Origin of the sequence: Streptomyces sp. NPDC051286 (assembly GCF_044455345.1) — a bacterium.
GTDB lineage: Bacteria > Actinomycetota > Actinomycetes > Streptomycetales > Streptomycetaceae > Streptomyces.
Genome location: NZ_JBITER010000008.1, coordinates 201,618 through 225,852, shown reverse-complemented (window position 1 = coordinate 225,852; position 24,235 = coordinate 201,618). Strand labels below are relative to the sequence as shown.

Sequence of the window (24,235 nt, the reverse complement as noted above, 5' to 3'; positions counted from 1 at the left end):
GCGCCGTGTGGAGTCTGCGTGGCTCGTCATCGGGTGTGACCGCCAAGAACGCCGTCAGCTTCGGAGCCGCGTCCGTAGGCCTTCCGACCTCCGGCGCCCCGCTGTTCGGTTACTGGATGCTTCGCTGACCCCGGAAGCGGGTCACGCGCCTGCGCTGGCGAGGCTCGCCCCATGGTGGCTGTCTAAAGCCGCGGAACCGACCGCCCCAGCCCCGTACCGGCCGTCTTCTCTATTCTGCTCGCGCCGCGCCCGTCCGGCGGCCGGGCGGAGGGGGGCGGAGACAGGAGCGTCGCCCGGCGCCAAGCCGGGCGCGCGGAGCGAGCCCTTGACGAGGTGGCGAAACTTCTCTCAGGTCCGCTTTCTTGCTCGGGCGCGGTGCCCCGCGGCGATCTGGCCAGACAGCAAGATGTGAGTGAGTACCACCAGCGTCGGTGGAGTGGCTGTACAGCAGCGCAGTACCGCAACCACAGCAACCGCCCCCGTCCGCTAACGTCTCTCTGGGGCCTCGTAGCGGCCGGTATGGTCGTCGCCGACAGTTGTGGCTAGAGCTACGGATCAGAAGGTGTCCGTGCCCGATCCATGCCCGACAGGGCGGGGAGCCACGGTCAGCCACGGTTGCCAAGACGAGCTCCAGGGCTCCCCGTGGCACCCATTCCCGCTGGTCAGCTCACAGTTGGGGGCACAAGGACCGGTGATTCCCAAGCTCAGAGCGCGAGTTCGATTCTCGTCACCCGCTCCGTGCATTCCATGTGAAAGCCCCAGGTCAGCGACCTGGGGCTTTCGTGTTGCCCAGAACGTGCAGGAGCGCCTGAAGCGGTGCGGGGGTCATGGCCGAACCGCTGCAGAAGGCTGTCGCCGACTTCGCCGCGTCCGTGGCCCGAGGTTCTCCGTCGACCGTGCTCAGTCGTGCGGGCGGCCGGTCCGGGTCAGCCCAGTCGTTTGAGTTCGCGGACAGCCGCAGGCAGTGCGAGGCACAGGGCGAAGGAGGTCGCGAAGCCGCCTCCCCCGGCCAGAACGACATCAGTGGCGCCAACGCCTGACCGGAGTACCAACAGGCTCACGACAAGGCCGACCACCATGGAGCAGGCAACGTACAGCGCCAGCCACAGCTGCCACGTACGTCCGGAACGGACTGTCGATTCGGGCATGGACTCGATCCTTTCTAAGGTCACGGGCAAGATAGAGGAAGGGCGAGCAGGAGGGATCAGCGGTGGCAGGCAGTCACAGCGGCTCGACCGAGCCGTGCAGCAGGTGTTCGGCGAGTTCGGCCCGCAGCCGGCCAAGTGCCGAGACGTACGAGGCGTACGCATCGGTGCATCGGCCGAGCTCACCGAGAAGATCCACACTCCGCCGCTGCTGCCCGATCGGCGGAAAGCGCACGGGAAGGTGTCCCAGAGCCGCAGAGCTCAGCGAGGGGGCTGCCGTGGCCGCGGCACGGTGGGACATCCACTCGCGTGCGTACCGGAGGCTCAGGTAGGCGTGGAGGTACAGGGGGTCGATCTCGGCATCGGGGCGTACGCGCAGACGCATCACGTTCGAGCTGAGCAGCCATCCGGCCTGTGGGCCGGAGACCAGCGCGGGTTGCTGCTGGGCTCCCGTACGCACGCAGACGATGTCGTTGGGCAGCAACTCGAACTTCTTGAAGCGCTCGGCCGTCTGCCACGGCACGCGGTTCTGGGGTTCGTCCGCGATCTTCCCTCCGACGAGATCCTGCGGGAAGACAAGAGGAATACCGGCATCCGCCGTGCGCGCCTCCGCTGGAAGACGGGTGTATGACGGACCGGGCCGGATCTCGCACAGGTCCTTGAGAACTGCCTCGTTCCAGCCGACAGGTCCCGAGCCCGTGCGGTAGCCGTTGCCCGTTTCCCCCGATCGCTGCTCCAGCAGGCGGAGCATGTCCGTATGCTCTGCCGCCTCCTCACTGGCTGTGCGCAGCTGGGCCGCAACGGGAGCAGCACCGTAGTTTCCGCCCCCCAAGTAGTCGGCGGGGCGCAGCGAGCACTCTTCGTCGGCGATGATCGCGCGGGTCACGACGACAGCCGACAAGCCCCGGTCGGCAGCGCGTGCCGCGTACTCCTCACCGTCCGGGAACTGCTCTCCGGCGAGCCACGGGCGTACCACGGCCGTGATCGCATCGCTGTCCGTGTCGCGCAGAACTCGTCGGCGTCGGACCTTTGCCCCCATTTCCTGGGCATCGACGAACAGGATGTCTTCTCTCACCGGTTGCTCCACACGTCGCAGCAGCCACAGGGATACCGGCACGGGCGTCGCGGAGAACAGATGGGACGGCAGCGTGATGACGCACTCCACAGCCCCGCTGCGGACAAGGGCGCGGCGGATCTTGCGCTCGGCGATGTTCACCGAGTTGCCCGCCTTCACCGGCATGACCACCACGGCTCGACCGTCGGGTACCAGTGCCCCAAGGACGTACTGCACCCAGGCGAAATTGTCATTGCCCTGTGGTGGTGGTCCGTACGGCCAGTTTCCCGTCCGGCGCCCGGGACCGGGTGCGTCGCTCATGTTGAACGGTGGGTTCGTCAGCACCACATCAGCACCGTGTTCGCGGTTCGGTGGCCATCGGTCCGACCGGGTGCTGGTCAGTTTCGGCTGCACGCCGAGGTGGAGAAGGTACAGGCTCGCGACCGCTTGGAGCCGGCTGTCGAGGGTCTCGCCGTACACGGTCCCCCGCACGCCTCCGATGTGCCGGTACGCAGCCGCCAGCATCTCTCCCCCCCTCGTGTAGGGGTCCAGCACCGTGGCCTTCTGCCCCGGGGTCAGTACGAGTTCCGCGGCCAACGAGGCCAGGCCCACCGGGCTGCAGAACTCCGAGCTCTGCAGCCCTTCCCGGGCGCTGAACGACTCCCACACGAGCTGGAACGCGCCAACACCCGTACCCGCAGCCGTCCGTACTGCCGTGGTGAGGTCGTCCCAGCTCCGCGGTTCCAGTTGCAGCAAGCTGCTGCGCATGTCGGTGCGGTCGCCGTTCCGGCGCAGCGTGTCCTGGGCCATGTCTCCGAGGGAACGGAGCAGCGATTGCACATCTCGACCCTCTTGACCTGCCGACATGGCGTCCTCAATCCGGCGCCACTGCTCCGGTTCCGCATGCCGTACGTACATCACGATGAGACAGAGGTTCACGTAGTCCGCCATGGGCGCCGGGCCTCGGACCCGGTCCGCGAGTCGGCCCATCAGCCGATCGACGGCCTTCTTGTCCTCGGGCCCGATGCGCTGAGCGCTGCTCCCCACGGCTTTCGGTTCCGCAGGCGGTCGGTCACCACCGGCCCGGCGGAATCGGTCGGCGTAGGTGGTTCCCGCCTGTTCCCCGTCGAGCAACTGGGATTGAGGAATGGTGCGGTTCATCAGCCATCGCGCGATCTCGGCCTCGTGGAAGAGCTCCGTATCGCCGGAGCGCACCGGGGTGGGAAAGTCTTTGTGCCGCCGGGCCCAGTTCGACACGGCCGGGCGCTTCACGCCCGCGCGCTCCGCGATCTGGGTTCGAGTGACAAGACCGGTTTGTTCATCGTGTGCCAACTGCATGATGGCTCCTGACGGTTGGGCCGGTTGAGCTTCGATGTGAGGACCGTACGAGGGCGAAGACACGTGAGACAAGTGCGCATTCACAGTGCTCACTCTTTCTGCCCTGGTGGAGTAGAGAGCGACCTACCCCGCCATGACACGAAAGAGACGAAGAAGCACGTGAAAACGGGGCTAGTAACGTTCCTGCGACCGCACCTCCGCCCAGGTTCCTCGATTACACGGGTTAACAGAATCCTCAGGTAGGCCCCCTCGCACGTCAGTTGCGTGAAGGGTTGCCGAGGACTACAGCCGTGCATCGCGATAGTGAGAGGTGGAGACGACCGCGCGGCTGGTTCCTTCTCGCTTATTCGTCGCGTACTTCGTCCGCCAGACCTGCGGCCAGACGTTCTCGGTCGTCGTGGGCGGTCCGGTGGGCATCACGCTGGTGCAGGGATTCGAGTTCTACCGCCGGTTCCCGAGCACGAAGCGGAACTCGTCCGCGCGCTGCGCGCGGAGGGGAAACAGGTCGCGGTCGTCGGGGGCGGCGTCAACGACGCGGCGGCGCTCGCCGGCCGACCTCGGCACCACGACAGGCACCGGCACCGTTGTCGCCATCGGTGCCGCCGACGTCTCCCTCGTCCGCGACGACATCGAAGCCTTCGCCCGCCGCGCCCTCACCACCATCCGCGGCAACCTGTTGTGACCCCTCGGCTTCAACGCCGTCATCCCACCCGCCGTGGTAGGCCGATTCGACCTCATGCTCGCCGCTGGCGGAGCAGCGGGCCGGTCTCCAGTTCGCAGGAGTGGTGGCTGCGGACCCAGCGGCTCATCGTCGGCTCTTCCTGGATAATCGATGTATGGCATCACAGCCTCGTCTTTCCGATCTCCGTCGTGCCAAGTTCGCCCGGCGCCTGCCCGCAGCGCTCTCCGAGCTTGCCGGTCCCAAGCACGGCCCGGTACGTCTGCCGCTCCACCTTGCGTGGTCAGGGCTGACCACGTTCGACCTCGACCAGCCCCGGCTGCGGATGAGCTACTACCGCATCGTCCTGGCCGAGGGCCAGCACGACGACCTGGTCCAGTACCTCGACCGGGACCTCCTCGCCAGCCTGTGGCCCACACTGCGCACACTGGTCAGCCGGGACGTCCGCGAGGTCTGGGAGAGCGCTTTCGGTGAGCTGGCCGACAGCGCCCGGGCCGCTGCGTGAACCTCACGGGCCTGCACCACCGCTTGCTTGCAGATGTGCTCGCTGTGGGTGGTGCGTACCCTCTCGCACTCACCGGCGGCTACGCGGTCCAGGCACACGGCCTGGTCGACCGGCTCAGCCAGGACCTCGATGTCGCGACCGAGAACCCGGACCCTATGGAGGACATCGCTACTGTCGTGCGCGCCGGACTGGAACGGCGCGGATGGCACGTAGTAGCCCTGGAGACGGACCCCCTGTCCGCACGTCTGATCGTCACCGACCCTGCCACCCGCGAAGAGTGCGAGGTCGACATCCTCAAGGAAGCACTCTGGCGACCGCCCGTACACACCGAGCACGGCTTGGTGCTGTCCCTCGAAGACGTCGTCGGCACCAAGGTCCGCGCCCTGGCCGACCGCGGACTCGCCAGGGATCTGATCGACGTGCAGGCCGCCACGAGCCGCTGGAGCCCCGTCGAACTCGAAGAACTCGGCCGACGCCATGCCCGCGACTCCTTCGACCTCAGCGAGCTTCAAGCTCGGCTGAGCGGAGCCGACTGGATCGACGACACGGAATTCGCCGCCTACGGACTCGACGAGGGGGCGATCGCCGGGCTGCGGCAGTGGGCACAGGCCTGGGCCGACGACATCGGGGAGCGGCTCCACGCGCTTGAGGCTCCGCATGAAGACTGATGACCTCACGCATGCCGACCGTTCGAGAGGGACGCATTTCGTGACAAAGGCTGCCAACCCATCGGTCGCCGTGCCCCATCCGTGCCCTTCGGGGCGGACAACAGCGGTCAAGCTCGGTGCCCAGAGACCGCGCCGACCTCGCATCTCAGGGCCAAACGTGCAGGCCAGAGGCGTTTCGACCGCGCAAGCGTCGGTGATTCCCAAGCTCAGAGCGCGAGTTCGATTCTCGTCACCCGCCCTTCCGGTAAGCCCCAGGTCAGCGACCTGGGGCTTGTTCATTGCCTGGACCTCTTGGGGTCCGCGTGCCATTCGCGTGTCACAAGTGCCGTAACAAGGCGCCAGATTGGGACCTCGAGCGGTCACGCACAGCCACCGAGCCGAGGTCATCCTCAAGCCCGCCTTCGGCACGCTCGCCGACCGGATCGGCGCCAGGCCCGTCCTCGTCGGCGGCCTCGTCGCTTTCGCCGCCGCCTCCGTGCTGTGCGTGATGGCCGACAGTCCAGGCCGCCTGGGGAGTCTGCCGGCGGCCCGGCTGTCATCGCACGTCGGTCAGCCGTTCGCGCGCGGCAGGCGGGCTGCCAGGCCGTCGAGGAGGGACCGGAGGCCGAAGCCGAACGTATCGTCCGGGGCCTCGGCGTAGCCGGCTACCGGGGCAGCATCGATCCGGGACCGCAGGCGGAGAAACCGGGCGGCGACCTCGGCGGCCTCCTTCATCGTGGCGCCGAAGACCTCCTCGGCGTCGCCGCCGTCCCGCTCGATCCGCCGGGTCAGGGCGGCGGTGGCGGCAGCGCCGGTGGCATTACCGAGGACGTACGTGAAGACGGCGGCGGCGGCCCGGTCCGCCTCCGCCTCGCCGAACCCGGCGGTCTCGAAGACGGCGAGGGTGTGGTCGTCGTGGCGGGCCTTGGCCTCGCCATGAAAGAGGTGGCTCGCGAAAGCCTGCACCAGCCAGGGGTGACGAGTGAACATCGCATACAGGTCGGTGGCCATGGTGGTGGCGGCCGTCCGCCAGTCGACCGTGTCGAGGTCGGGGAGCCGGATCTCGTCCCAGACCTGGTCGCCGGCGAGCGTGACGAGGTTGTCCTTGTTCTTCACGTGCCAGTAGACGGCGGTGGCGGCCGAGTCCAGGCGCTGGCCGAGGGCGCGCATGTTGAGGCCCTCGAGGCCCTCCTCGTCGAGGAGGGCCACAGCGGTCGTGACGATCTGGTCGCGGGTAAGCGTGGAGCGGGGCATGGCCTCACGATAGGGCCGCGAAGCCGGATTGCACAAAGTTCAAGAAACCACTTGCACAGTGTTCAAGTCCTGCTCTAAGGTTCTTGACATCGCCACTTGAACTAAGTGCAAGTGGAGGTCGAGCCAACCGAACAGGAGCCCGTCATGAACACCCTCACCGTCCTCGCCGCCGCCGCTCAGATCCTCGTCGCCGCCGCCTTCGTCAGCATCCCGGTCCTCCGCCACCGCTTCGGCGCCGTCGCCAAGGCCGCCGCCGTCGCCGAGCTGGAGCGCCAGGGCGTCCGCCCCGCCGTTCTGGAGGAGAACCGGCTCCGCTTCGACGCGAGCGGTCACGAGTGGTGGGCCCCCGGCGCCTTCGCCGCCGCCTCACTGACCGCCGCCGCGCTCAACCTGGCCGGCAGCCCCTGGGGCACCACCCTGACCTGGGTCTTCTCCTCGATCGCATTCCTCGCCAACATCGCGATCCTGCAGAGCCAGCTCGGCGCCGTGAACTCCGTCCGAGCCGCCTTCCGCCGCAAGGGCGACCCCGAGCTCCTCCGAGTCGACGTCCCCGCCTTCCTCGCCGCGGCCGAAGGCGCCTTCCCGGCCTGGACCCGAACCCTCCAGAACGTCCGCCACTCAGTCGTCTTCGCCGGCTCGGCCCTCGCCCTGACCGCCGCCGCCCTCGCCTGAACCTCCCTCAGCCACTCCACAGAAGGCCCCCTGAACGCCACCACCCGCTCCGCCGCCCCCACCCTGCAGACCGTCGACGCCTCCACTCTCATCGCCACCGCCAACGCTCCCTTTCCCGCCTGGCTCCGAACCATGGCCCTGGCGCGGTTCGCCCTCGCTACCCTCAGCTCCGTCCTCGTCCTGGCCCTCCTGTGGGCCTGAGCCCTCGCACCACCCCGCTCCCCCGGCGACCTCCACTCGACGGACCATCGTCCAGCGGAGATGGCCGGGGGAGCGGGTTCACTTCCGGCAGAAGCTCGCGGTATGCCACAACGTGCCAGTAGGGGCGGTAAACAGCGGTCATCAGGGGACCATCAGGGGGGCCGCAATCGCCTCCGACCCGACCGTTCATGCAGGTCAGATGCCGTTCTCTGGTGGAGGCACCGGGTGATTCCCAAGCTCAGAGCGCGAGTTCGATTCTCGTCACCCGCTCCATGAAAAAGCCTCAGGCCGGCGGCCCAGGGCTTCTTTTTTGTCTAGATCAATTACGGAACGTACGCCATTCGCGCACCACAAGCGCCCTGACTTGGCGTCAGATATAGCCCGCCGCCCCGTTCACCGATCGGTGGTCGAGAAAATCCGGTCCAGGTGGTAACGAAGTACCGCGATGGCCGACTCCGGACTCCGCTGGCCCACGAGGATGCTGGTGCCCATGGTCGCCGTCATGGCGAGCAGGCTGATCGCCTCCGTGCGCGCGGCGATACCGGGATCGGTCAGGCCTGACGCCCGGGCCTGTTCGAGCAGTCCGGTCAGGGCGTTCTCCGCAGCGTCGGGGTTGTCGATGAAAGGCTGGGCGGCCAGCGCCTCGTCGGTCACGGACAGGATCGAGTAGGAGCTGTAGAGGAGGTGGAAGGTGCGGCCCTCCTCGTCGGTCGGAAGGGAGGCCAGCAGCAGCGCCTCGATCGTCGCGCGCGGGCCCGGGTTCGTACCGGCGGCGCGGAGACGGGCACCCATCCGTGCGGCGAAGCGGTCGGTCAGGTGCTGGAGCCCGTAGAAGAGAAGTTTCTCCTTGGTCTCGAAGTAGTACTGCACGAGCCGGAGTGACACGCCGGCCTCTGCGGCCACGTCCCGCATGCCGACAGCATGCAGTCCGCGCCGTCCGGCGACCCGAATGAGCGCCTCGGCGATCTGGTTGCGCCGTTCCTCGTGGTCCACGCGCTTCGGCATGTTCTCGTGTCTCCGCCCGTCGGTGATGGGTCAGCACCCTCTTTTCATGGTACCGCCGTATCAACATCGTGGTACGGTCGTATCACGAAGAACGGATCTTCCAGGAGGTGCCACCGTGCCCGACAACACGACCCGTGTACGCCGCGACGTCGGCCGCTACGTCAACGACACCCTGCGCGACCGGTACTTCGCCGCCTGCGACGCGCTCTACGCGATGGGTGCGCCCGCCCGCTCCGAGACGGACATCGAGACGAGCTTCGGCACCACGCACGTCTACCGGTACGGCCCCACCGACCCGGCCGCCGAGTCCCGTACGCCCATCGTCCTGATCCACGGCTCGGGCGGCTGCTCGGCCCAGTGGTACCCCAACACCCCCGCGCTCAGCGCCGAACGCCCCGTCTACGCGCTCGACACCCCCGGTGACCCCGGCCGCAGCATCCAGCGCGAACCCATGTGGCAGCCCGAGCGCGCGGCCCAGTGGATGGACGAGGCCCTCGACGCGCTCGGCCTCGACCGGGTCCACCTCGTCGGCTCCTCCTACGGGGGCTGGCTGGTCATCAACCAGGTTCACCTCCGCCCCGGCCGGCTCGCCTCCGTCACCGCCCTCGACCCTGGCGGCCTGGAGAAGGTGGGCCTGCGCTTCTTCGTGTGGATCTTCGCCAGCCTGTTCGCGACCTTCGCCCCCAAGGCGCTGCGCCCGCGCCTGGCCGCCTGGCTGGAGCAGCCGGTACTCGTCGTTCCCGAACTGCGCAAGTGGATCCAGGCAGGCGTCCGCGCCTTCCGGATACGCCGCCCCGCCCCACTGCCCCTGTCGGACGAAGAGCTGGGCTCCATCCGGACGCCGTTCTACCTCATCATGGGCAAGCGCAGCCTGCTCGTGCACCCGAAGCGCCAGCTGGAGCGCGTACCGCGTGTCATCCGCGGCGCCCGCGCCGAAATCGTCGCGGCAACTGGCCACGGACCGCAGATCGACCACCCCGACCTGGTAAACGCCCGGATGCTGAGCTTCATGGAGGACATCGACTCCCTCGACCCGGACGCCGCCGACGGCGCAGCCGATGCGTAGGACCTGCAGCTGGGAACACTGGCGTCGGCGGGGCGGCTATGAGCCACCGGCCTCGAAGGCCCCCACACACGTCAGTCGCCCGCCTCAGCACCAGTGAACGACACCGGAAAGCCACCACTCCACACCGTGCCCCATCCACGCCCTTCAGAACGGTGACCAGCGGTCAATACGGGACCATCGCCCACCTCGGGAGTGAGCCTCAGAAACCAGGTCGTGGCGGCCGACTCACCGTTCGCTGCGCTGCGCCTCCAGCCTGGTGCTCCACAGCGTGGCCCCGGGTGCGTCCCGCAGCGCGACGGTCAGCGCTCCGGAGGCGGCATCGATGTCGACCTGTCCGAAGAACTGGTACCCGTCAAGTGGCGAGGCGAGCGCCGACGGGTTCTTGGCGAACACCAGCTGGGGGCCGAAGGTGGCGTCCATCTTGTAGGGATGGGTAGTGGTGCCCGCGTTGAGCGGTCCGGCGACGAACTCCCAGAAGGGGTCGAAGTCCTGGAAGACGGCCCGCGCGGGGTCGTAGTGGTGGGCGGCGGCGTAGTGCACGTCCGCCGTGACCCACACCGTGTTGCGTACGGCGTGCCGCTGGAGGTGGCGCAGCACCTCAGCGATCTCCAACTCGCGGCCCTTGGGCGCACCGGGTTCGCCGTTGGCGACCCCCTCGATATTGGCGCCGTCCGGCACTACCAGGCCGATCGGCATATCGGCCGCGACGACCTTCCACAGGGCCTTGGAGCCGGCCAGCCCGCGCTTGAGCCACTCGGTCTGCCGACGGCCCAGGATGCCGCCGTTCGGCTCGGTGTTCAGCTGAGGGCTGTTGGCGTCCCGGTAAGTGCGCATGTCCAGGACGAAGACATCCAGCAGCGGCCCATAGCTGATTCGCCGGTAGATGCGGCCCGCCTCGTCGGCCGACTGGTCGTCGATCGGGAGGTACTCGAAGAAGGACCGCCTGGCCCGGGCTGCGAGCACATCCACGCGCTTCTCGGTGTAGCGGGCGTCGGTGAGGATCTGGCCGGGATACCAGTTGTTGCGGACCTCGTGGTCGTCCCACTGGTAGATGCCGGGCACCTCCGCGGCGAAGGCGCGAACGTTGTCGTCCAGCAGGTTGTAGCGGAAGTTCCCGCGGTACTCGGCCAGCGTCTCGGCGACCTTGGACTTCTCCTCGGTGACCAGGTTGTGCCAGACCCGGCCGTCGGGCAGGGTCACGGTCTCCTGGAGCGGCCCGTCGGCGTAGATGGTGTCGCCGCTGTGCAGGAAGAAGTCCGGTTTGGCCTGCCGCATGGTCTCGAAGATTTCGATGCCGCCGAGGCCGGGGTTGATACCCCAGCCCTGACCGACCATGTCGCCGGACCAGACGAAGCGGATGTCGCGGCGTGGACCGTGCTGGTCGGGGGCGGCACGGAAGGAGCCGGTCACTGCGGCGCCGGTGCGGCGGGCGTCGGCCGGGTCCTGGAAGGACACCCGGTACCAGTGCAGTTCGCCCGCGGCCAGACCGCTGATCCTGACGTGGCCTGTGAAGTCGCTGTCCGGGGTGACGACCGGCCCCCGAACCCGCCGAGCGTCGTGGAACCGCGGGTCTCGGGCCACCTCAACCACCATCTGGGCCGTACGGTCGGCTCGCGCCCAGACGACAGCGCTGCGGCCGACGACATCGCCGACCTGCACGCCGTGGCTGACCTCAGGTCGGCCGGACAGCACCAGCCCGGACGAGCTCGAGGCATAGGCACGGGGAGCGGTCAGACCGCCGACGGCGGCGGCACCGGCGGCGCCGGCGGCGAGGAGGCCGCGGCGGCCCAGAAGACGGGAGGAAGACAGATACTCGTGTGTGGGCATGCGGAAGATCATTCGGAGGTCTTGTGAACGGCGGCGCCGCAGCACACAACACCCTGTTGAACGGTCAGCATCAGTCGTACCAGCGGATTGCTGACCTCACGAGGAGCGGCTTGCCCCCTTCCCAGCTCTGCTGCCCACCGGCCTGACGGAGGCCCTCCGAACGGATACGTGTGCCGCGGCACACCAAGCTGACGCCCGCACCACTGGCATCCCGCCGAGCCACACCACCGTGCCGGGCAACGCGATCCCCATCCAGGCCGACGTCTCCCCCGACGCCACGCGGGAGGCCATGCCACAACGTGCCAGTACGGGCGGTAAACGGGCGTCACCAAAGGGACCGCCGCAGCAGTCAGAGTGAGACTGCCGGCACACGTTCCCGCAGGTCAGAGGCTATACAAGGGACCAAGTAACGGGTGATTCCCTAGCTCAGAGCGCGAGTTCGACTCTCCACCCGCTCCGCGACGAAGGCCCAAGTCATGGACCCGGGCCTTTCTTGTTGTCTGGACCAGTTCGGGCGTCCCGCACCGGATCCGTACCAGAGGCTTCTGTTCGGCCTTTTCGCGGGAGGGACGTTCAGGTGAGTCGGCCGCGGATTCGCCAGAAGGACAGGACTGCCAGCGCCGCGGTCAGGGCGGCGAAGATCGCGGTCTCGATCCACTGGAACGTCCAGTAGCGGTCAGCCGGCTGCTCGGAGATGTCCACGTGGATGTTCCCCTTGGCCAGGCAGTCCGGCATTTCGTTGATCGACTTGTTGTTGGTGCAGTCCTGGTACCAGTCGCTGTGACCGACCTCCCTGCCTTCGGAGTCGAGAATGGCGCTGGTCTTCACCACCCAGGGACCACCGGGCACCCGCAGCCCGCCGATCTCGCCATAGGTACCGATCTTCGTCAGACCGCTGATCATCTGCGAGGTGAGCGGCACCGAGGTGCGGACCGGGGTTTCGTAGTGCGGTCGTACCAGCGTGGGCATGACGACTTGGAGGACGGCGAAGAGCACCAGGGTCGCTCCCATGGCGGGCACCGTGTGGCGGATGAACAGCCCGAGAGCAGTGCCCAGCATGAAGGCGAAGGCGGCGTAGGCGAGCGGGGCGATATTGCGCGAGCTGAACAGCACCGGCTCGAACCGGTCGTTCAGGATGTCGTCGACCGGACCGGAGGCCCAGGTCAGCAGGGAGCTGAAGACCCCGGTCACGGCCATGCTCAGCAGGCCGATCAGCCCGAGCTTGACCGCCAGCCACCGGCTTCGGGTCACGCTCTGGTTCCACACCAGCCGGTGGGTACCGTCCTCCAGCTCACGGGTGACCAGCGGCGCGCCCCAGAAGACGCCGATGATGCCGGGGACAGCCAGCAGAAGGTAGCCGAGCAGATCCACCTCGAAGGCGTACCGGTCGGCGAAGGCAGCCAGCGCCCCGGAGCAGTTGTCACGGCCCGTGCAGTGCGCGAGGTTGTCGTCGTATCCGCTGTGGATCTGCTGGCCCAGGTAGACCAGATAGATCGCGAGGAGCAGCAGCGCGCCAAGGCCCACAAGCGCCTGTGCACGGAACTGGCGCCAGGTCAGCCAGATCATCGGTGGGCCTCCGTGGGCATCGGGAAGGGCTGGGCGGCGCTCTGATTCGCCCGGGCCATGTAGGCCAGGACCAGCTCCTCCAGGTCGAGGGCTTCCACGGTCCAGGGGCCGGAGGCCGGCAGTCCGTTGGCGGCGTGGACGATCGCGGTGCTCTCCCGCAGCGTGTGGTCGACGCTGACGGGCTCCACCGCCGCGGGCAGCGCCGCGACGACGTCGCGGGTCCCGACGATCCGGTAGTGGCTCGCGAGCAGCTCGGACACATCGCCCGCGAGCTGGATCCGGGATCCGGCCAGCACGACGAGGTAGTCGCAGACCCGCTCCACGTCGGCACTGCGGATCCGGCCCTCCCAGGCACCCGGACCGCCGCGTGAACCATGTGCGGGCGGTCGTGCGGGCCAGTGGTCATCGTCTCCAGAACAGGAGGTGAGTGACTCCGCTGGGGCTCGGCACCGAATCGAGGTGGAAGCGGTCGAGCAGCTCGGTGTGGCTCTCCCACAGCCGTTCGCCTCGACCGAGGTCGACGGGCGCGACGGCGATGTGCATCGTATCGACCAGGTCGGCCTCGAGGAACTCACGGATGGTGGTGACTCCACCACCGCGGCGCACATCCCGACCAGCGGCCTGGGGCGGCCGCACTCCCCCGCAGCAGAGGCGGAAGCGGTGCCACAAACCTACGATGGATCAAGAAGGCGCCATCACGTCGAACCGGCGTTTCCAGAGGAGGCCGCGATGGTGGAGCACTTTGTCTGGGTGACGACACGCCGCATCAAGCCGGGCGCGCTGGAGGAGTTCGAGAGGGCCTGGCGCCCGGACACATACCCGCAGGCGCTGCGCCGCGCCTACGCGTACTGGTCCGAGGACGGGCAGGAGATCACCGGGGTGTCGTTCTGGGACACCAAGGAAGCGTGCGACTCCTGGCGGGCCTCCGCGGCGGAGACGCAGCGGCGTGACGCCATGGCCCCGTACATCGTCGAAGAGCGGGAGGGCTTCTACCGCGGCCGCGAACTCGGACTCGGGCACACCTGAAGCCGCCGCGGTCCTTGTGCCCGTGCCTCGGAACGCCGAGGACGGACAGCACCGCGGCCCATGGACACCGACGCCGGCCTCCATCGACCCTCTGGAGGCGACAATGGGGATATGGCCCCGTAAACCGTGAACCGACCTGCGAGGTGGCCGATGAGCACGCTCGAAGAACAGATCGACGTTGATGTTCCGATCGCTCTGGCCTGGGAACGCCTTCACCAGGTGGAGACCTATCCGCGATTCGTCGACGGAGTACGCGAGGCCCGTTCGGAGGACGGGCACCGGGCACACCTGGACGTCGACGCGGGCGGCCGAGCTCAGAAGTTCGAGGCCGAGATCACTGACCGCGGCAAGGAACACAGGATGGAGTGGCAGACCACGAGCGGTCCCGACCTGTCGGGAACCTTCTCACTGCTGCCCATCGACAAGGAGCACACCCGAGTCCAGGCCCGGATCGAGTACGACCCGGGCACCGTCAAGGAGGCGTTCGGCGGACCGAAGGGATTCGCCCAGGCGACCGCGATCGAACGGCGTGTACGGGACGACCTCGAGCACTTCAAGGAGTTGGTGGAACAGAAGGGGTGAGGCGCCCCCACCGAGTACGACGGCAGTGCGGTCCACGGCCGTCGTGCCCCATCCGTGCCCTTCAGCGCGGCAAACAGCGGTCGACAACGGTGCCCCGTGCACCCAGGTACGGGTTGCCCCGGTAGCGTCTGGCCTGGTCAGGCCCCAGGTCGGCCGCGCAGACGGCGTTGGTTCCCGAGCTCGGAGCGCGCCTTCGATTCTCGTCACCCGCTCCACGACAAAGCCCCAGGCCAACGGCCGGGGCTGCTGCGGCTACCGGCCGACGCAGGCAGGGCGAAGGCCTGAGCGAGCAGTCGCTGGAACAGCCGCGAGCAGCGCAGCTACGCGATATCCCTTCGGGTCGCTGCGAGGTAGCCGACGAGGGCGAGGATCGCGATCGTCCAGTAAAGGGTGACCGGCCCGAGTCCCAGCGCCAGTCCGCCCCGCGCGGAGGGCACCGCCATCCAGTCGGCGAAGGAGGCACCCAGCGGCCGGGTCACGATGTACGCGGACCAGAAGGCCGCGATCGCGCTCAGGCCGAACCGCCAGTGGGCGAGCGCGGGCACGGCGATGACCACGGCGAACATCACGCCCGAGCCCAGGTAGCCCAGCCCCAGGGGGATGGCGGTCAGATCACCGGCAGCGGTGCCCAGCGCGAAGGTGGCCAGCACCGTGGCCCAGTAGAACGCCTCGCGGCGGCGTGTGTGAATGCTGTGGATGGACAGCGTCCGCTCGCTTGCGTACCAGAGGGCGAAGACCACGCCCAGGGCCAGCAGGAAGAACGGGGCGGACACCAGGTACGGCACGCCGAGGCCGACATGCAGGACGTCGGCGGCCATCGTGCCGAAGACGCTGACCATGACGACGGCGGTCCAGTAGATCCACGCCACGTACCGACGCACGGACATCTGGAGGACCAGGGCCGCCAGCAGACCGATCCCGCCGAGTCCGACGGCCGGGACGGGGCCGAGCAGATGGGCCAGGAAGTCCGACGCGGTCTCGCCCATGCCGGTGGTGAGCACCTTGATGATCCAGAACCAGATGGTGACCTCCGGCACCTTGCTCATCGCGCGCCGGACCGTGGGCACAGTGTGGGAGGGGCCGCGATCGTTCAGGTGTTGATCTGTCGCCATGGGCGGCAGCCCCGGCAGGGGATCCCGTGTGCGCCCCATGCCCCTTTGCCCCGCATTGACCTCTCTCACCACAGCTTTGCCCTCGCTTTGACGTTCTGCACGATCGGGCCGCGCACCGAGGCAGCAGTGTCCCCGCCCGAACCTGTACGCAGCCTGAACAGCCGGCCCGGCCGGCCGGGGCGGCGCCGGACGCGGGGCCGAGGCAGTCGCGCCCGGGCGGGCGTTCGGGATCACGGTTCGGGCCCGGGTCGGGCACTCCTGCCGCCATCTCCTCACGGCCGGGGCAGGTGCAGGGTTCCGGTCAGCGATCCGCAGCGGCCTCTGCCGGGACCGGGACGCCGATCCTCGCGGACTCGGCGCAGCGGTCCTCACCGCCGGGTACGTCATACGGCGGAATGTTGATATGCCCAGACTTGCCGAAATTGCCCGCTATGGTCAAAGTTGTCGGAAAGGTGAGAAGCGTCACGACCTCGGTGACGTATGCCTCACCTTCGCTACGGAGGGAGAGCGACCATGACTGACAGTTCCCAGGCGGCTGGCTCAGGGGACACGGAGGTGCAGCATCCCGTCCAGGAGGCGCTGGCGCACCCCATGCAGATGATGACGACGGCAATGGAGAAGGTCCCTGGCGCCGAGAAGGCGAAGGGGATCGTCGACGGTGTTCTGGACTCCGTCGGGGTCGTCTCGCCCCATGCGCGGCGTGTCGCGGCGTACACCGGTGCCGGGCTGCTCGGCGTGGCCGGTGTGGTCGAGTGGCCAGTGGTCGCGGCGGGCGCCGCCGTGGTGTGGCTCACGCAGCCGCGCCCCAAGGATGTCGCGGCGGCCCAGACAGCCGGCGAGGCCCGCGCCGAAGCATTGCAGGCGAAGCGCGCCGCCCGGTCGGCCAAGGCGTCGACCGCCACCGGGAAGGCGAAGACCCGTCCGGGCAAGGCCACGCCGGGGACGGCGAAGACCCGCGCGCCCAAGAAGACGAGCACTTCGGGCGCGGCAAAGGTCCGCGCGTCCAAGCGCGCCGCCACGAGCACCTCGCAGGCCAAGGCAGGTGGGCGGAAGAAGCCCTGACGCCGGCCTTCCACCCGCTCTCATGACCGTCCCGCCGCCGACCCGTGCGGCAAGCCCGCGAAGGTGAGACATGCTCCTCCGTTTGCTGACCGGGCTGCCCGCCGTGGCCCTCCAGAACGCCTTGGCCGCCCCCGTCGAGGCCACCCGCCGGATCGCTCCGCCGACCACCGGCACGGCGCGGACGGTCGCCGATCTGGTGAGCGCCGGTGCGCGTGGCGCTGCAAGCGGCGCGGCGGCGGTGGCGACAACCGCACTGCGGGTCGGCAGGGTCGCTCGCAACGCCGTGACCCCTCAAGTCGGTTACTGGCGCTCAGGCTCCCGCATCCACCTCGCACTGCGGCATCAGCCGGACGCGCAGGAACCCACCGGGGAGCGACTCGAGGCCGCCGCCGAGAAAGTGGCCGTCGAGCTGGCCGAGCACCCTGACGTGCTGATCGCCTACTGGGACGGCGGCCTGGGGCGGCTGATCGTGCAGACCACCGAGGGTGCGATCAGCGAGCAAGTGGTGGACTGGGCTTCCGAACTTGCCGCCGAACACGGGCTGGTGCACGTCGGTGAGCAGACGCTGGAACACACACACCCGGGTGCGCCCGGGGGCGTGCGCGCCAATGCTGTCGCCGTGGCGTGCGACGCGGCGGGCATCGCCACCTCCTTCGCGGCACGGACACTCTCTCTGAAGCCCGTGCCCGAGGTCGTCGTGGCCGCGGTCGTCGTGATGCGTGAGGACTCCCGGGTACGGACGGTGCTGAGCCGCGCGCTGGGCCCCGACATGGCCGATCTGGTGCTCGCCGCCGCCCATGCGGCTGTCTGTGGGGTCGGGCAGTCACCGAGTCCGCTGCTGCTCGACGCGGCCTTGCGGACCGCCCAGTTGGTGGAGTCCGTGGCCCAGCTCACGGCCTTCGACGCCCTGCACGACACGCTGTGCGCTCCGGACAGGCTGACCGTGGCCGGAGACGACGTCGCACGTCCGCCGCTGCGTTCGTGCCCTGGCGAAAAGTACGCCGACGCCGCGATCAACGGGATGCTGGGCGGCGCCCTCACCACGCTCCTGTTCACCCGCAACCTCGATGGGGCGGCCGAGACCGCACTGGCCGGTTCGCCCAAGGCTGCGCGCTACGGCCCGGCGGCCTTCACCGCGGCGCTCGGAAGTGCCCTGGCGCGCGAGGACGTGCTGGTCCGCAGCCCGGAGCGGCTGCACCGACTGGAGCTTGTGGACACCGTGGTCCTGCATCCTGAAGCGCTGCGCGGCACTCGGCGCACCGTGCTCGAGGTCCATCCCAGCATGGCCGGCTGGGATCACCGTCGGCTGTGGCAGGAGTCCACCGCAGCCCTGAGTGCCCCCAGGGACGGGGCAATGCCGTCCGGGGAGCCGGAACTCGGCCTGCGGCCGGTGCCCGACGAGTTGACGCCGAACGCGGAGCGGTCGGACACGGGACTGATGATCGCGTCGGTGCACGGCGAAGATGTCGGTACCGTCCTGGTCGGCTGGGAGGTCGACCCGATGGCCGAGGCCGCGTTGGACGCGGCGCGCCGGGCCGGCCTGCACGTTGTGGTGCTGGACGACCACTCGCTCGGCGAGTTCGGGGCGCTGGCCGACCAACTCGCCCCTGCCGAGATCCCGTTGGCCGACGTGGTGGCCGGCCTGCAGAGCGGCGGGCGGACGGTCCTCACGGTGGCGCGCGTGCCGGACGACCGGACTGCAGCGGAACCGGCGTTGACCGCGGCCGCCCGCGACGTACTCAACGGGCTGCTCCGCAGTGACATCGCCGTCGCCGTCGCCGACGAGCGCAGCGCTGTCGTCTGGGGCGCGGACATTCTGCCGTTGCGCGGTCTTGAGGGTACGTGGCGGTTGCTGTCCGCCGTGCCCGCTGCACGGGCAGCCAGCCGGCGGTCCAAGTTTCTCGCCGAGGCGGGCGCCACGCTCTCCGAGCTCCTGGTACTCACCCGCGGGGCCCGGACACAACGGGTCCCCTTCCCCCTCGAACTGCGGATCAGCCCGGTCAACATCGCCACCGCCGCGGCTCTGGTGTCGGGCTGGTTCACCGCCCTGGGTGTCGCCGCCCGTACGACCCCGCACCCGAGGCCACGGGTGCCCTGGCACGCTCTGCATCCGGAAGAGGTCATGGCCCGGCTGGCGAGGGCGCCGCGGGCCGCGCCCACCGCATGGGCGGTGATGCGGGCCCGGGCCGGTCACGTCATGGGCGCCGCAGCCACCCACCCGGCCTTCGCGTCGGCACGGGTCGGTGCACACCTGGCAGGCGCCGTATGGGCCGAACTCGACGACCCGTTCACCCCCATCCTGCTGGTCGGTGCCACCGCGTCGGCACTGCTGGGATCCGCAGTGGACGCCTTCCTCGTTGTCGGCGCCGTCGCGGGGAACGCCTTGGTCGGCGGTGTACAGCGGCTGCGTGCGGAGCGGGCACTGTCCGAGCTCGTCACCGGGCAACGGCGAACAGCCCGGCGCCTCCCCGATGTGTCAGCAGATGAGGCTTCCCTCGTCGAGGCCGAACGACTGGCGCCCGGCGAGGTGATCGAGCTGCGCACCAACGACGTCGTGCCGGCCGACGTGCGCCTGCTGGAGGTCAGCGGCTTCGAGGTCGACGAGTCCTCGTTGACCGGCGAGTCACTTCCCACCCGCAAACAGGTGGCCGCCGTACCCCAGGCGCCCGTCGCCGACCGCCGTTGCATGGCGTTCGAGGGCACCACAGTGGTGGCCGGCCACGCCCGCGCCGTGGTGGTGGGCACCGGCGCCCAGACCGAAGCCGGCCGCGCGGCATCCCTCGCCGCCCGGGTCCCCACCTCGGCAGGGGTCCAGGCACGACTGCACCGACTGACCCGCCGGGTCCTGCCCCTCACCCTCGCCGGCGGCGCCGCGGTGGCCGGCCTGTCCCTGCTGCGCGGCCGCCCGGCGCGCACCGCGCTCCAGGGCGGGCTGGCAGTCGCGGTGGCCGCCGTCCCCGAAGGCATGCCCTTGGTGGCGACGGTGGCGCAGATGGCCGCGGCGCGGCGGCTCAGCAGGCTGGGTGTCCTGGTCCGCACGCCGCGCAGTCTGGAGGCCCTGGGACGCGTGGACACCATGTGCTTCGACAAGACCGGGACCCTCACCGAGAACCGGTTGCGGGTCGTCCGCCTGGTCACTACCGCCGGGGCCGAGCACCCGGCGGCAGGCCCCGAAGCGGAACCGATCCTTCGCATCGCCGCCCGGGCCTGCCCGCGCGTCGCCGAGCAGCCGGGTGCCCACGCCCACGCCACCGACGAGGCCGTCCTGGCAGCCGCCCCGCGCGCGACCGGGTGGACCACGAAGTGGGCCCAGCCCTTCGAGGCGAGCCGGGGCTACGCGGCCGCCGTCGGAAGGGACGACGACGGCGAGGACATGCTGGTCGTCAAGGGGGCGCCCGAAGTCGTGCTGCCCTGCTGCCCCGATGCGGATCCGACAGCCGTCGCCACGGCACATGCCCTTGCCGCCCAGGGCCTGCGGCTGCTGGCCGTCGCCCAGCGCCGCCTCGCGGCGGAAGAGGCCGCGGAGGCCCTGGACAAGCCCCTCGAACTGCTGGAACTCATCGGGTTCGTGGCACTGGCCGACACCCCTCGCGCCAGTTCGGCTCCGCTCGTGGCCGGTCTCGGCGAGGCCGGCGTACAACCTGTCATGCTCACCGGCGACCACCCTCAGACCGCCCGTTCCGTGGCGGTCGCTCTCGGCTGGCCAACGGATGTCACGGTCGTCACCGGTGACGCGCTGGCCGCACTCGACCGGGCGGGGCGGGCGCGCCTGCTCCGGGACTGCGGCGTCGTGGCTCGCGTCGCACCCGAGCAGAAGCTGCAGGTGGTCGAGGCGCTCCGGGAGGCGGGACGCGTCGTGGGCATGGTCGGGGACGGCGCCAACGACGCCGCCGCCATCCGGGCCGCCGATGTCGGGATCGGCATCGCGGCGCGCGGATCGGCCGCCGCGCGCAACGCCGCGGACCTCGTGATCACCAACGACGAACTGTCGGTTCTCATCGACGCCATCGGCGAGGGCCGTGCCCTGTGGCGAAGCGTGGCCGACGCGATCAGCATTCTGCTCGGGGGGAACGCCGGCGAGGTCGGCTTCTCCGTACTGGGCACCTTGCTGGCCGGCACGTCACCGCTGACGACGCGTCAGCTGCTGCTGGTCAACCTGCTCACCGACATGTTCCCGGCGATGGCAGTCGCGGTCACCCCTCCCGATCCGGAACCCGGCGGTGAGCCCGCCACGGCCGACGACGCACCCGTAGGCCTCGCCGTCCTCGGCGGGCCGCTGACCCGCCAGATCCGCCATCGTGGCCTGATCACCGGAATCGGCGCGGCCATCGCATGGCTGATCGGCAGTCTCACTCCGGGCTCGGCGCGGCGCACCAGCACGATGGCGCTGTGCGGTGTGGTCGGCGCCCAGCTCACCCAGACCGTCGTCGGACGCCGCCACAGCCCAGTGGTCCTGGCCACCGTCCTCGGCACCGCTGTGGTGCTCATCGCCCTCGTCCAGACTCCCTTCGTCAGCCACTTCTTCGGGTGCACACCGCTGGGCCCACTGGCATGGGCCGGCGTGGCCGTAGCCGTCGGCGCCGCCGCCCTCGGCCCCCGCGTACTGCCGCAGGCCGACCAGCTGCTGGCCGGTCTCGCCTCGCGCGTGCGTCCCGTGGTGCGGCTCGCCCACTGACGACCTGAAGGTGATTCAGCGCGGCGCCGGAAGTCAGCGGCGGCAGATCGGTGACGCCGGGGGCAGGTGACCCCGGCGACCGCCTGCGGCGGTGCTCGGCTCCACTCCCACCCCGGTCCTGCGCACAGCGCTCCCGGGGCGTCGCGCACCGGGCCCGCACCACCGTGCGCAATGTCCTGTCCCGTCGGGTCACTCGCGCCCATAAGTCCGGGCGAGTACGCACACGGCGTCTGCCATGGCCCGGCGCAGTTCCTCCGGCGCGACGACCTCCACATCGATGCCGAGCCGCAGCAGCTCACCACGTGCATGCTCGGTGCTCTCGGTCGGGATGACCGCCTCGATCCAGCCGTCGTCACCCACCGCCTTTGCCGTGGCGTCGAATGCCCGGACCACCTCGGGGGGAACGTTGGCCGGCAGCCGCTCGCGCCCCTTCGGGGACAAGCGGATGGTCGCAGTGCCCGGATAGCGGCGCGCCTGGAAGTCGTCCAGGTACGACGACCAGTACTCGGCCAGGACGAAGTGCTCCGGCCGTTCGAAACGCTCGTCACTCAGCACCGCGTCGAGGACCTGGGTGATCCGGTAGGTGGCGATCCGGCCCTTGGCTGCGGCCACGAGGTACCAGGTGCCGGACTTGAGCACCAAGCCGTAGGGGTGCAGCCGGCGGTTCACCTCCTGCGGCTCGCGCCAGCGCCGGTAGCGCACATCCACTGCGTGCCGGCTGAACACCGCCTCGACGAGCAGCGGCAGATACGGAGTCGCCTCGGCTTCCCGGTACCAGCCCGGTGCGTCCAAGTGGAACATCGCGTCGGCCCGCGTCGCCTCTTCGCGCAGCCCCGCCGGCAGCGCGGCCAGCAACTTCAGCCGTGCTGCCGCTACTTCCGCCGCGAGCCCCAGATCGGCAGCGGGCGTGGGCAGTCCGGCGAGGAACAACGCTCTGGCCTCGCGCTCGCTCAACCCGGTGAGGCGGGTGCGGTAGCCGTCGAGCAGCTGATAGCCGCCGACGCGGCCCTGCTCGGCGCGGACCGGGATCCCGGCGGCCAGGCGATCAAGGTCACGGTAGGCGGTGCGTACGGAGACGCTCAGCTCGTCGGCCAGCCGTCGTGCCGACATACGGCCACGGGTCTGGAGCAACAGCAGCATCGAAAGCAACCGGTCGGCGGACACAGGAGGATTCTGCTCCGAAACACTGACAGCTTCTGGCACACACGGGCCCTACCGTCGGCCCAGGTCGATCCACCCGGCCCGAAGAACGCGAAAGAGGAATCGTCCGTGCCCAGAACCGACCCTGCCGACCACCCTGCTGTGATCGAGCTTCGCCAGTACACCCTGCGCCCCGGCCGCCGGGACGAGCTCATCGATCTGTTCGACCGGGAGTTCATCGAAACCCAGGAGGAGGCCGGGATGATCGTCCTCGGCCAGTGCCGGGACCTCGACGATCCGGACCGTTTCGTCTGGCTGCGCGGCTTCACGGACATGGAGGGCCGGCGGGAGGCCCTGTCCGCCTTCTACGGCGGGCCGGTCTGGGCCGCGCACGGGCCGCAGGCCAACGCCACCATGGTCGATTCCGACAATGTCCTGCTTCTGCGGCCCCTGCCGGCCGGGAGCGGCTTCGCGGTGACCCCGTCCGACCGGCCGCAGGAAGCTGCCGCGGTACCGGATCGGTTCGTGGCCTGCGCACTGTGGCACTTCCCTCCGGGCTGCCACAACGGCATCGAACTGGTCCGGGACGGTCTCATCCCTGTGCTGCGGGAAACAGGGCCCGCACCACTCGCCGTACTCACCACGGAGCCGGCGGCCAACACATTCCCCAGGCTCCCGGTCCGTACCGGGGAGAACGTCGTCGCGGTCTTCACCTCGTACCCGGACGAGAGCGCGCACCGCCGCCACCTCGCCCACTCCATGGCTCATCCCCTCGTACGGGAGGAGCTTCTTCCGGACATCGAGCGGGCGCAGACCGCAGCCCCCGAACTCCTGAGGCTGGCACCCACAGCCCGCTCACTCATCCGCTGAGGCGCGGGGCGCCCTGTCGCGCCCCCGCGGGACACCACCCGCAGCCTCCTGAACGGGCCGTGCCAGTACGTGCTGGTCCGGGTGGTGAACGCCCCCGGTCGGCTGGGTGGTCTCGGCAACTGCGCCCTCGCCCCTTCGGTGTTAGCGTCGTGTCCATGTCCAAGACCGAGATCGACGCAGTGACCGCCGAGTTCTTCGGCGCCTTCGACAATCGGGGCGGCAAGGCTGCCGACGTGGCCCGGATCCAGCGGCTGGTTCTTCCGAGCGGCGTGATCGTCACCACCGCCCCGAAGTTCACGGTCTACACCGTGGACGAGTTCATCGAGCCTCGCCGGCGGCTGCTGTCCGACGGTCGACTGGTCGAGTTCTCCGAGTGGGAGACCTCCGAGCGGACCGAGGTCGCGGGCGATATCGCGTCGCGGTTCAGCCAATACCGCAAGTCCGGGGTCCTGGACGGTGAGCCGTTCGAGGGCGTCGGAACCAAGACCTTCCAGTTCGCCCGCACTTCGGACGGCTGGCGGATCACGGCATTCGCCTGGCACGACCGGCCCTGATCCGTCGGGGCGGGACGGCCGGCAGAGAGACAGACTCCGGTCGCCGAGGGAGGCGCGTGCCACTACGTGCCGGTCAGGGCGGTGAACAGCGGTCAACAGGCAGCTTCCCACAACCCACGGACGTACCACCTGAAAGCACGTTTCCGCAGTTCAGACCCGCGTTCGGGGCCCAAGTCCCGAGTGATTCCCAAGCTCGGAGCGCGAGTTCGATTCTCGTCACCCGCTCTTGCGAGACGGCCCAGGCCGGCAACCTGG

20 protein-coding genes and 1 pseudogene are annotated in these 24,235 nt (G+C 69.5%); 11 read left to right on the top strand and 10 right to left on the bottom strand.

The window, feature by feature from the left end; genetic code table 11:
- Nucleotides 1–926 precede the first annotated feature (926 nt).
- The gene (locus tag ACIBB8_RS11515; RefSeq protein WP_398950883.1) at nucleotides 927–1,148 is read right to left on the bottom strand and encodes a hypothetical protein; all 222 of its coding nucleotides are present in this window, start codon (nucleotides 1,146–1,148) and stop codon (nucleotides 927–929) included.
- Between the two features lie 73 nt (nucleotides 1,149–1,221).
- Nucleotides 1,222–3,537, bottom strand: a complete 2,316-nt coding sequence (locus tag ACIBB8_RS11510) for an N-6 DNA methylase (RefSeq protein ID WP_398950881.1) — start codon at nucleotides 3,535–3,537, stop codon at nucleotides 1,222–1,224.
- Nucleotides 3,538–3,847: 310 nt separating this feature from the next.
- Between ACIBB8_RS11510 and ACIBB8_RS11505 the strand changes: the two genes are divergently transcribed.
- The 3 genes from ACIBB8_RS11505 to ACIBB8_RS11495 all read left to right on the top strand — a co-directional run bounded on the left by ACIBB8_RS11505 (nucleotide 3,848) and on the right by ACIBB8_RS11495 (nucleotide 5,389).
- Nucleotides 3,848–4,219: a hypothetical protein gene (locus ACIBB8_RS11505; RefSeq protein ID WP_398950879.1), complete on the top strand. Its 372-nt coding sequence runs from the start codon at nucleotides 3,848–3,850 to the stop codon at nucleotides 4,217–4,219.
- A 154-nt stretch (nucleotides 4,220–4,373) separates the two neighbouring features.
- Nucleotides 4,374–4,721, top strand: coding sequence for a transcriptional regulator (locus tag ACIBB8_RS11500; protein WP_398950877.1), 348 nt, complete (start codon nucleotides 4,374–4,376; stop codon nucleotides 4,719–4,721).
- Nucleotides 4,718–5,389 carry a nucleotidyl transferase AbiEii/AbiGii toxin family protein gene (locus ACIBB8_RS11495; RefSeq protein WP_398950874.1) on the top strand — a complete coding sequence of 224 codons (672 nt, stop codon included), beginning with the start codon at nucleotides 4,718–4,720 and terminating at the stop codon, nucleotides 5,387–5,389. Before ACIBB8_RS11500 ends, ACIBB8_RS11495 begins: the two co-directional genes overlap by 4 nt.
- A 549-nt stretch (nucleotides 5,390–5,938) precedes the next feature.
- On the opposite strand, the gene ACIBB8_RS11490 is transcribed toward ACIBB8_RS11495, so the two are convergent.
- Complete coding sequence (locus ACIBB8_RS11490; protein ID WP_398950871.1) at nucleotides 5,939–6,622, bottom strand: TetR/AcrR family transcriptional regulator; 684 nt, start codon at nucleotides 6,620–6,622, stop codon at nucleotides 5,939–5,941.
- A 144-nt stretch (nucleotides 6,623–6,766) separates the two neighbouring features.
- Between ACIBB8_RS11490 and ACIBB8_RS11485 the strand changes: the two genes are divergently transcribed.
- Complete coding sequence (locus ACIBB8_RS11485) at nucleotides 6,767–7,294, top strand: hypothetical protein (RefSeq protein WP_398950869.1); 528 nt, start codon at nucleotides 6,767–6,769, stop codon at nucleotides 7,292–7,294.
- Between the two features lie 594 nt (nucleotides 7,295–7,888).
- Here the strand turns inward: ACIBB8_RS11485 and ACIBB8_RS11480 are convergent.
- Nucleotides 7,889–8,500: a TetR/AcrR family transcriptional regulator gene (locus ACIBB8_RS11480; protein WP_398950867.1), complete on the bottom strand. Its 612-nt coding sequence runs from the start codon at nucleotides 8,498–8,500 to the stop codon at nucleotides 7,889–7,891.
- A gap of 115 nt (nucleotides 8,501–8,615) precedes the next feature.
- On the opposite strand from ACIBB8_RS11480, the gene ACIBB8_RS11475 reads away from it, so the two are divergent.
- Nucleotides 8,616–9,566 (top strand): alpha/beta fold hydrolase, encoded by a 951-nt coding sequence (locus ACIBB8_RS11475; RefSeq protein ID WP_398950865.1) that lies wholly within the window; start codon nucleotides 8,616–8,618, stop codon nucleotides 9,564–9,566.
- Between the two features lie 225 nt (nucleotides 9,567–9,791).
- On the opposite strand, the gene ACIBB8_RS11470 is transcribed toward ACIBB8_RS11475, so the two are convergent.
- From ACIBB8_RS11470 to ACIBB8_RS11455, 4 genes and pseudogenes are all read right to left on the bottom strand, one after another.
- Complete coding sequence (locus ACIBB8_RS11470) at nucleotides 9,792–11,393, bottom strand: alkaline phosphatase D family protein (protein WP_398950863.1); 1,602 nt, start codon at nucleotides 11,391–11,393, stop codon at nucleotides 9,792–9,794.
- Nucleotides 11,394–11,966: 573 nt separating this feature from the next.
- The gene (locus tag ACIBB8_RS11465; RefSeq protein ID WP_398950861.1) at nucleotides 11,967–12,959 is read right to left on the bottom strand and encodes an ABC transporter permease subunit; all 993 of its coding nucleotides are present in this window, start codon (nucleotides 12,957–12,959) and stop codon (nucleotides 11,967–11,969) included.
- Nucleotides 12,956–13,282, bottom strand: a complete 327-nt coding sequence (locus ACIBB8_RS11460; protein ID WP_398950859.1) for a hypothetical protein — start codon at nucleotides 13,280–13,282, stop codon at nucleotides 12,956–12,958. The genes ACIBB8_RS11465 and ACIBB8_RS11460 overlap by 4 nt, the downstream gene beginning before the upstream one ends.
- A gap of 79 nt (nucleotides 13,283–13,361) precedes the next feature.
- Nucleotides 13,362–13,580: pseudogene (locus ACIBB8_RS11455) on the bottom strand (dihydrofolate reductase family protein); the annotation flags it as partial.
- 108 nt (nucleotides 13,581–13,688) lie between these two features.
- Here ACIBB8_RS11455 and ACIBB8_RS11450 point away from each other — a divergent pair.
- Together ACIBB8_RS11450 and ACIBB8_RS11445 are read left to right on the top strand one after the other, a co-directional pair.
- Complete coding sequence (locus ACIBB8_RS11450) at nucleotides 13,689–13,985, top strand: hypothetical protein (protein ID WP_398950857.1); 297 nt, start codon at nucleotides 13,689–13,691, stop codon at nucleotides 13,983–13,985.
- A 150-nt stretch (nucleotides 13,986–14,135) separates the two neighbouring features.
- A complete protein-coding gene (locus ACIBB8_RS11445) occupies nucleotides 14,136–14,567 on the top strand; it encodes an SRPBCC family protein (protein ID WP_398950855.1) in 432 nt (143 codons plus the stop codon).
- 320 nt (nucleotides 14,568–14,887) lie between these two features.
- On the opposite strand, the gene ACIBB8_RS11440 is transcribed toward ACIBB8_RS11445, so the two are convergent.
- Nucleotides 14,888–15,679: a hypothetical protein gene (locus ACIBB8_RS11440; protein ID WP_398950853.1), complete on the bottom strand. Its 792-nt coding sequence runs from the start codon at nucleotides 15,677–15,679 to the stop codon at nucleotides 14,888–14,890.
- A 513-nt stretch (nucleotides 15,680–16,192) separates the two neighbouring features.
- Between ACIBB8_RS11440 and ACIBB8_RS11435 the strand changes: the two genes are divergently transcribed.
- Complete coding sequence (locus ACIBB8_RS11435; RefSeq protein WP_398950851.1) at nucleotides 16,193–16,741, top strand: hypothetical protein; 549 nt, start codon at nucleotides 16,193–16,195, stop codon at nucleotides 16,739–16,741.
- Nucleotides 16,742–16,811: 70 nt separating this feature from the next.
- Complete coding sequence (locus ACIBB8_RS11430; RefSeq protein WP_398950849.1) at nucleotides 16,812–21,416, top strand: HAD-IC family P-type ATPase; 4,605 nt, start codon at nucleotides 16,812–16,814, stop codon at nucleotides 21,414–21,416.
- Nucleotides 21,417–21,605: 189 nt separating this feature from the next.
- Here the strand turns inward: ACIBB8_RS11430 and ACIBB8_RS11425 are convergent, their stop codons facing one another.
- Entirely contained in the window at nucleotides 21,606–22,580 is a 975-nt protein-coding gene (locus tag ACIBB8_RS11425; RefSeq protein ID WP_398950847.1) for a helix-turn-helix transcriptional regulator, read from the bottom strand.
- Nucleotides 22,581–22,685: 105 nt separating this feature from the next.
- On the opposite strand from ACIBB8_RS11425, the gene ACIBB8_RS11420 reads away from it, so the two are divergent.
- Together ACIBB8_RS11420 and ACIBB8_RS11415 are read left to right on the top strand one after the other, a co-directional pair.
- The gene (locus tag ACIBB8_RS11420) at nucleotides 22,686–23,426 is read left to right on the top strand and encodes a putative quinol monooxygenase (protein ID WP_398950845.1); all 741 of its coding nucleotides are present in this window, start codon (nucleotides 22,686–22,688) and stop codon (nucleotides 23,424–23,426) included.
- A gap of 155 nt (nucleotides 23,427–23,581) precedes the next feature.
- Nucleotides 23,582–23,980, top strand: coding sequence for a DUF4440 domain-containing protein (locus ACIBB8_RS11415; protein WP_398950843.1), 399 nt, complete (start codon nucleotides 23,582–23,584; stop codon nucleotides 23,978–23,980).
- The last annotated feature ends 255 nt before the right edge of the window (nucleotides 23,981–24,235 follow it).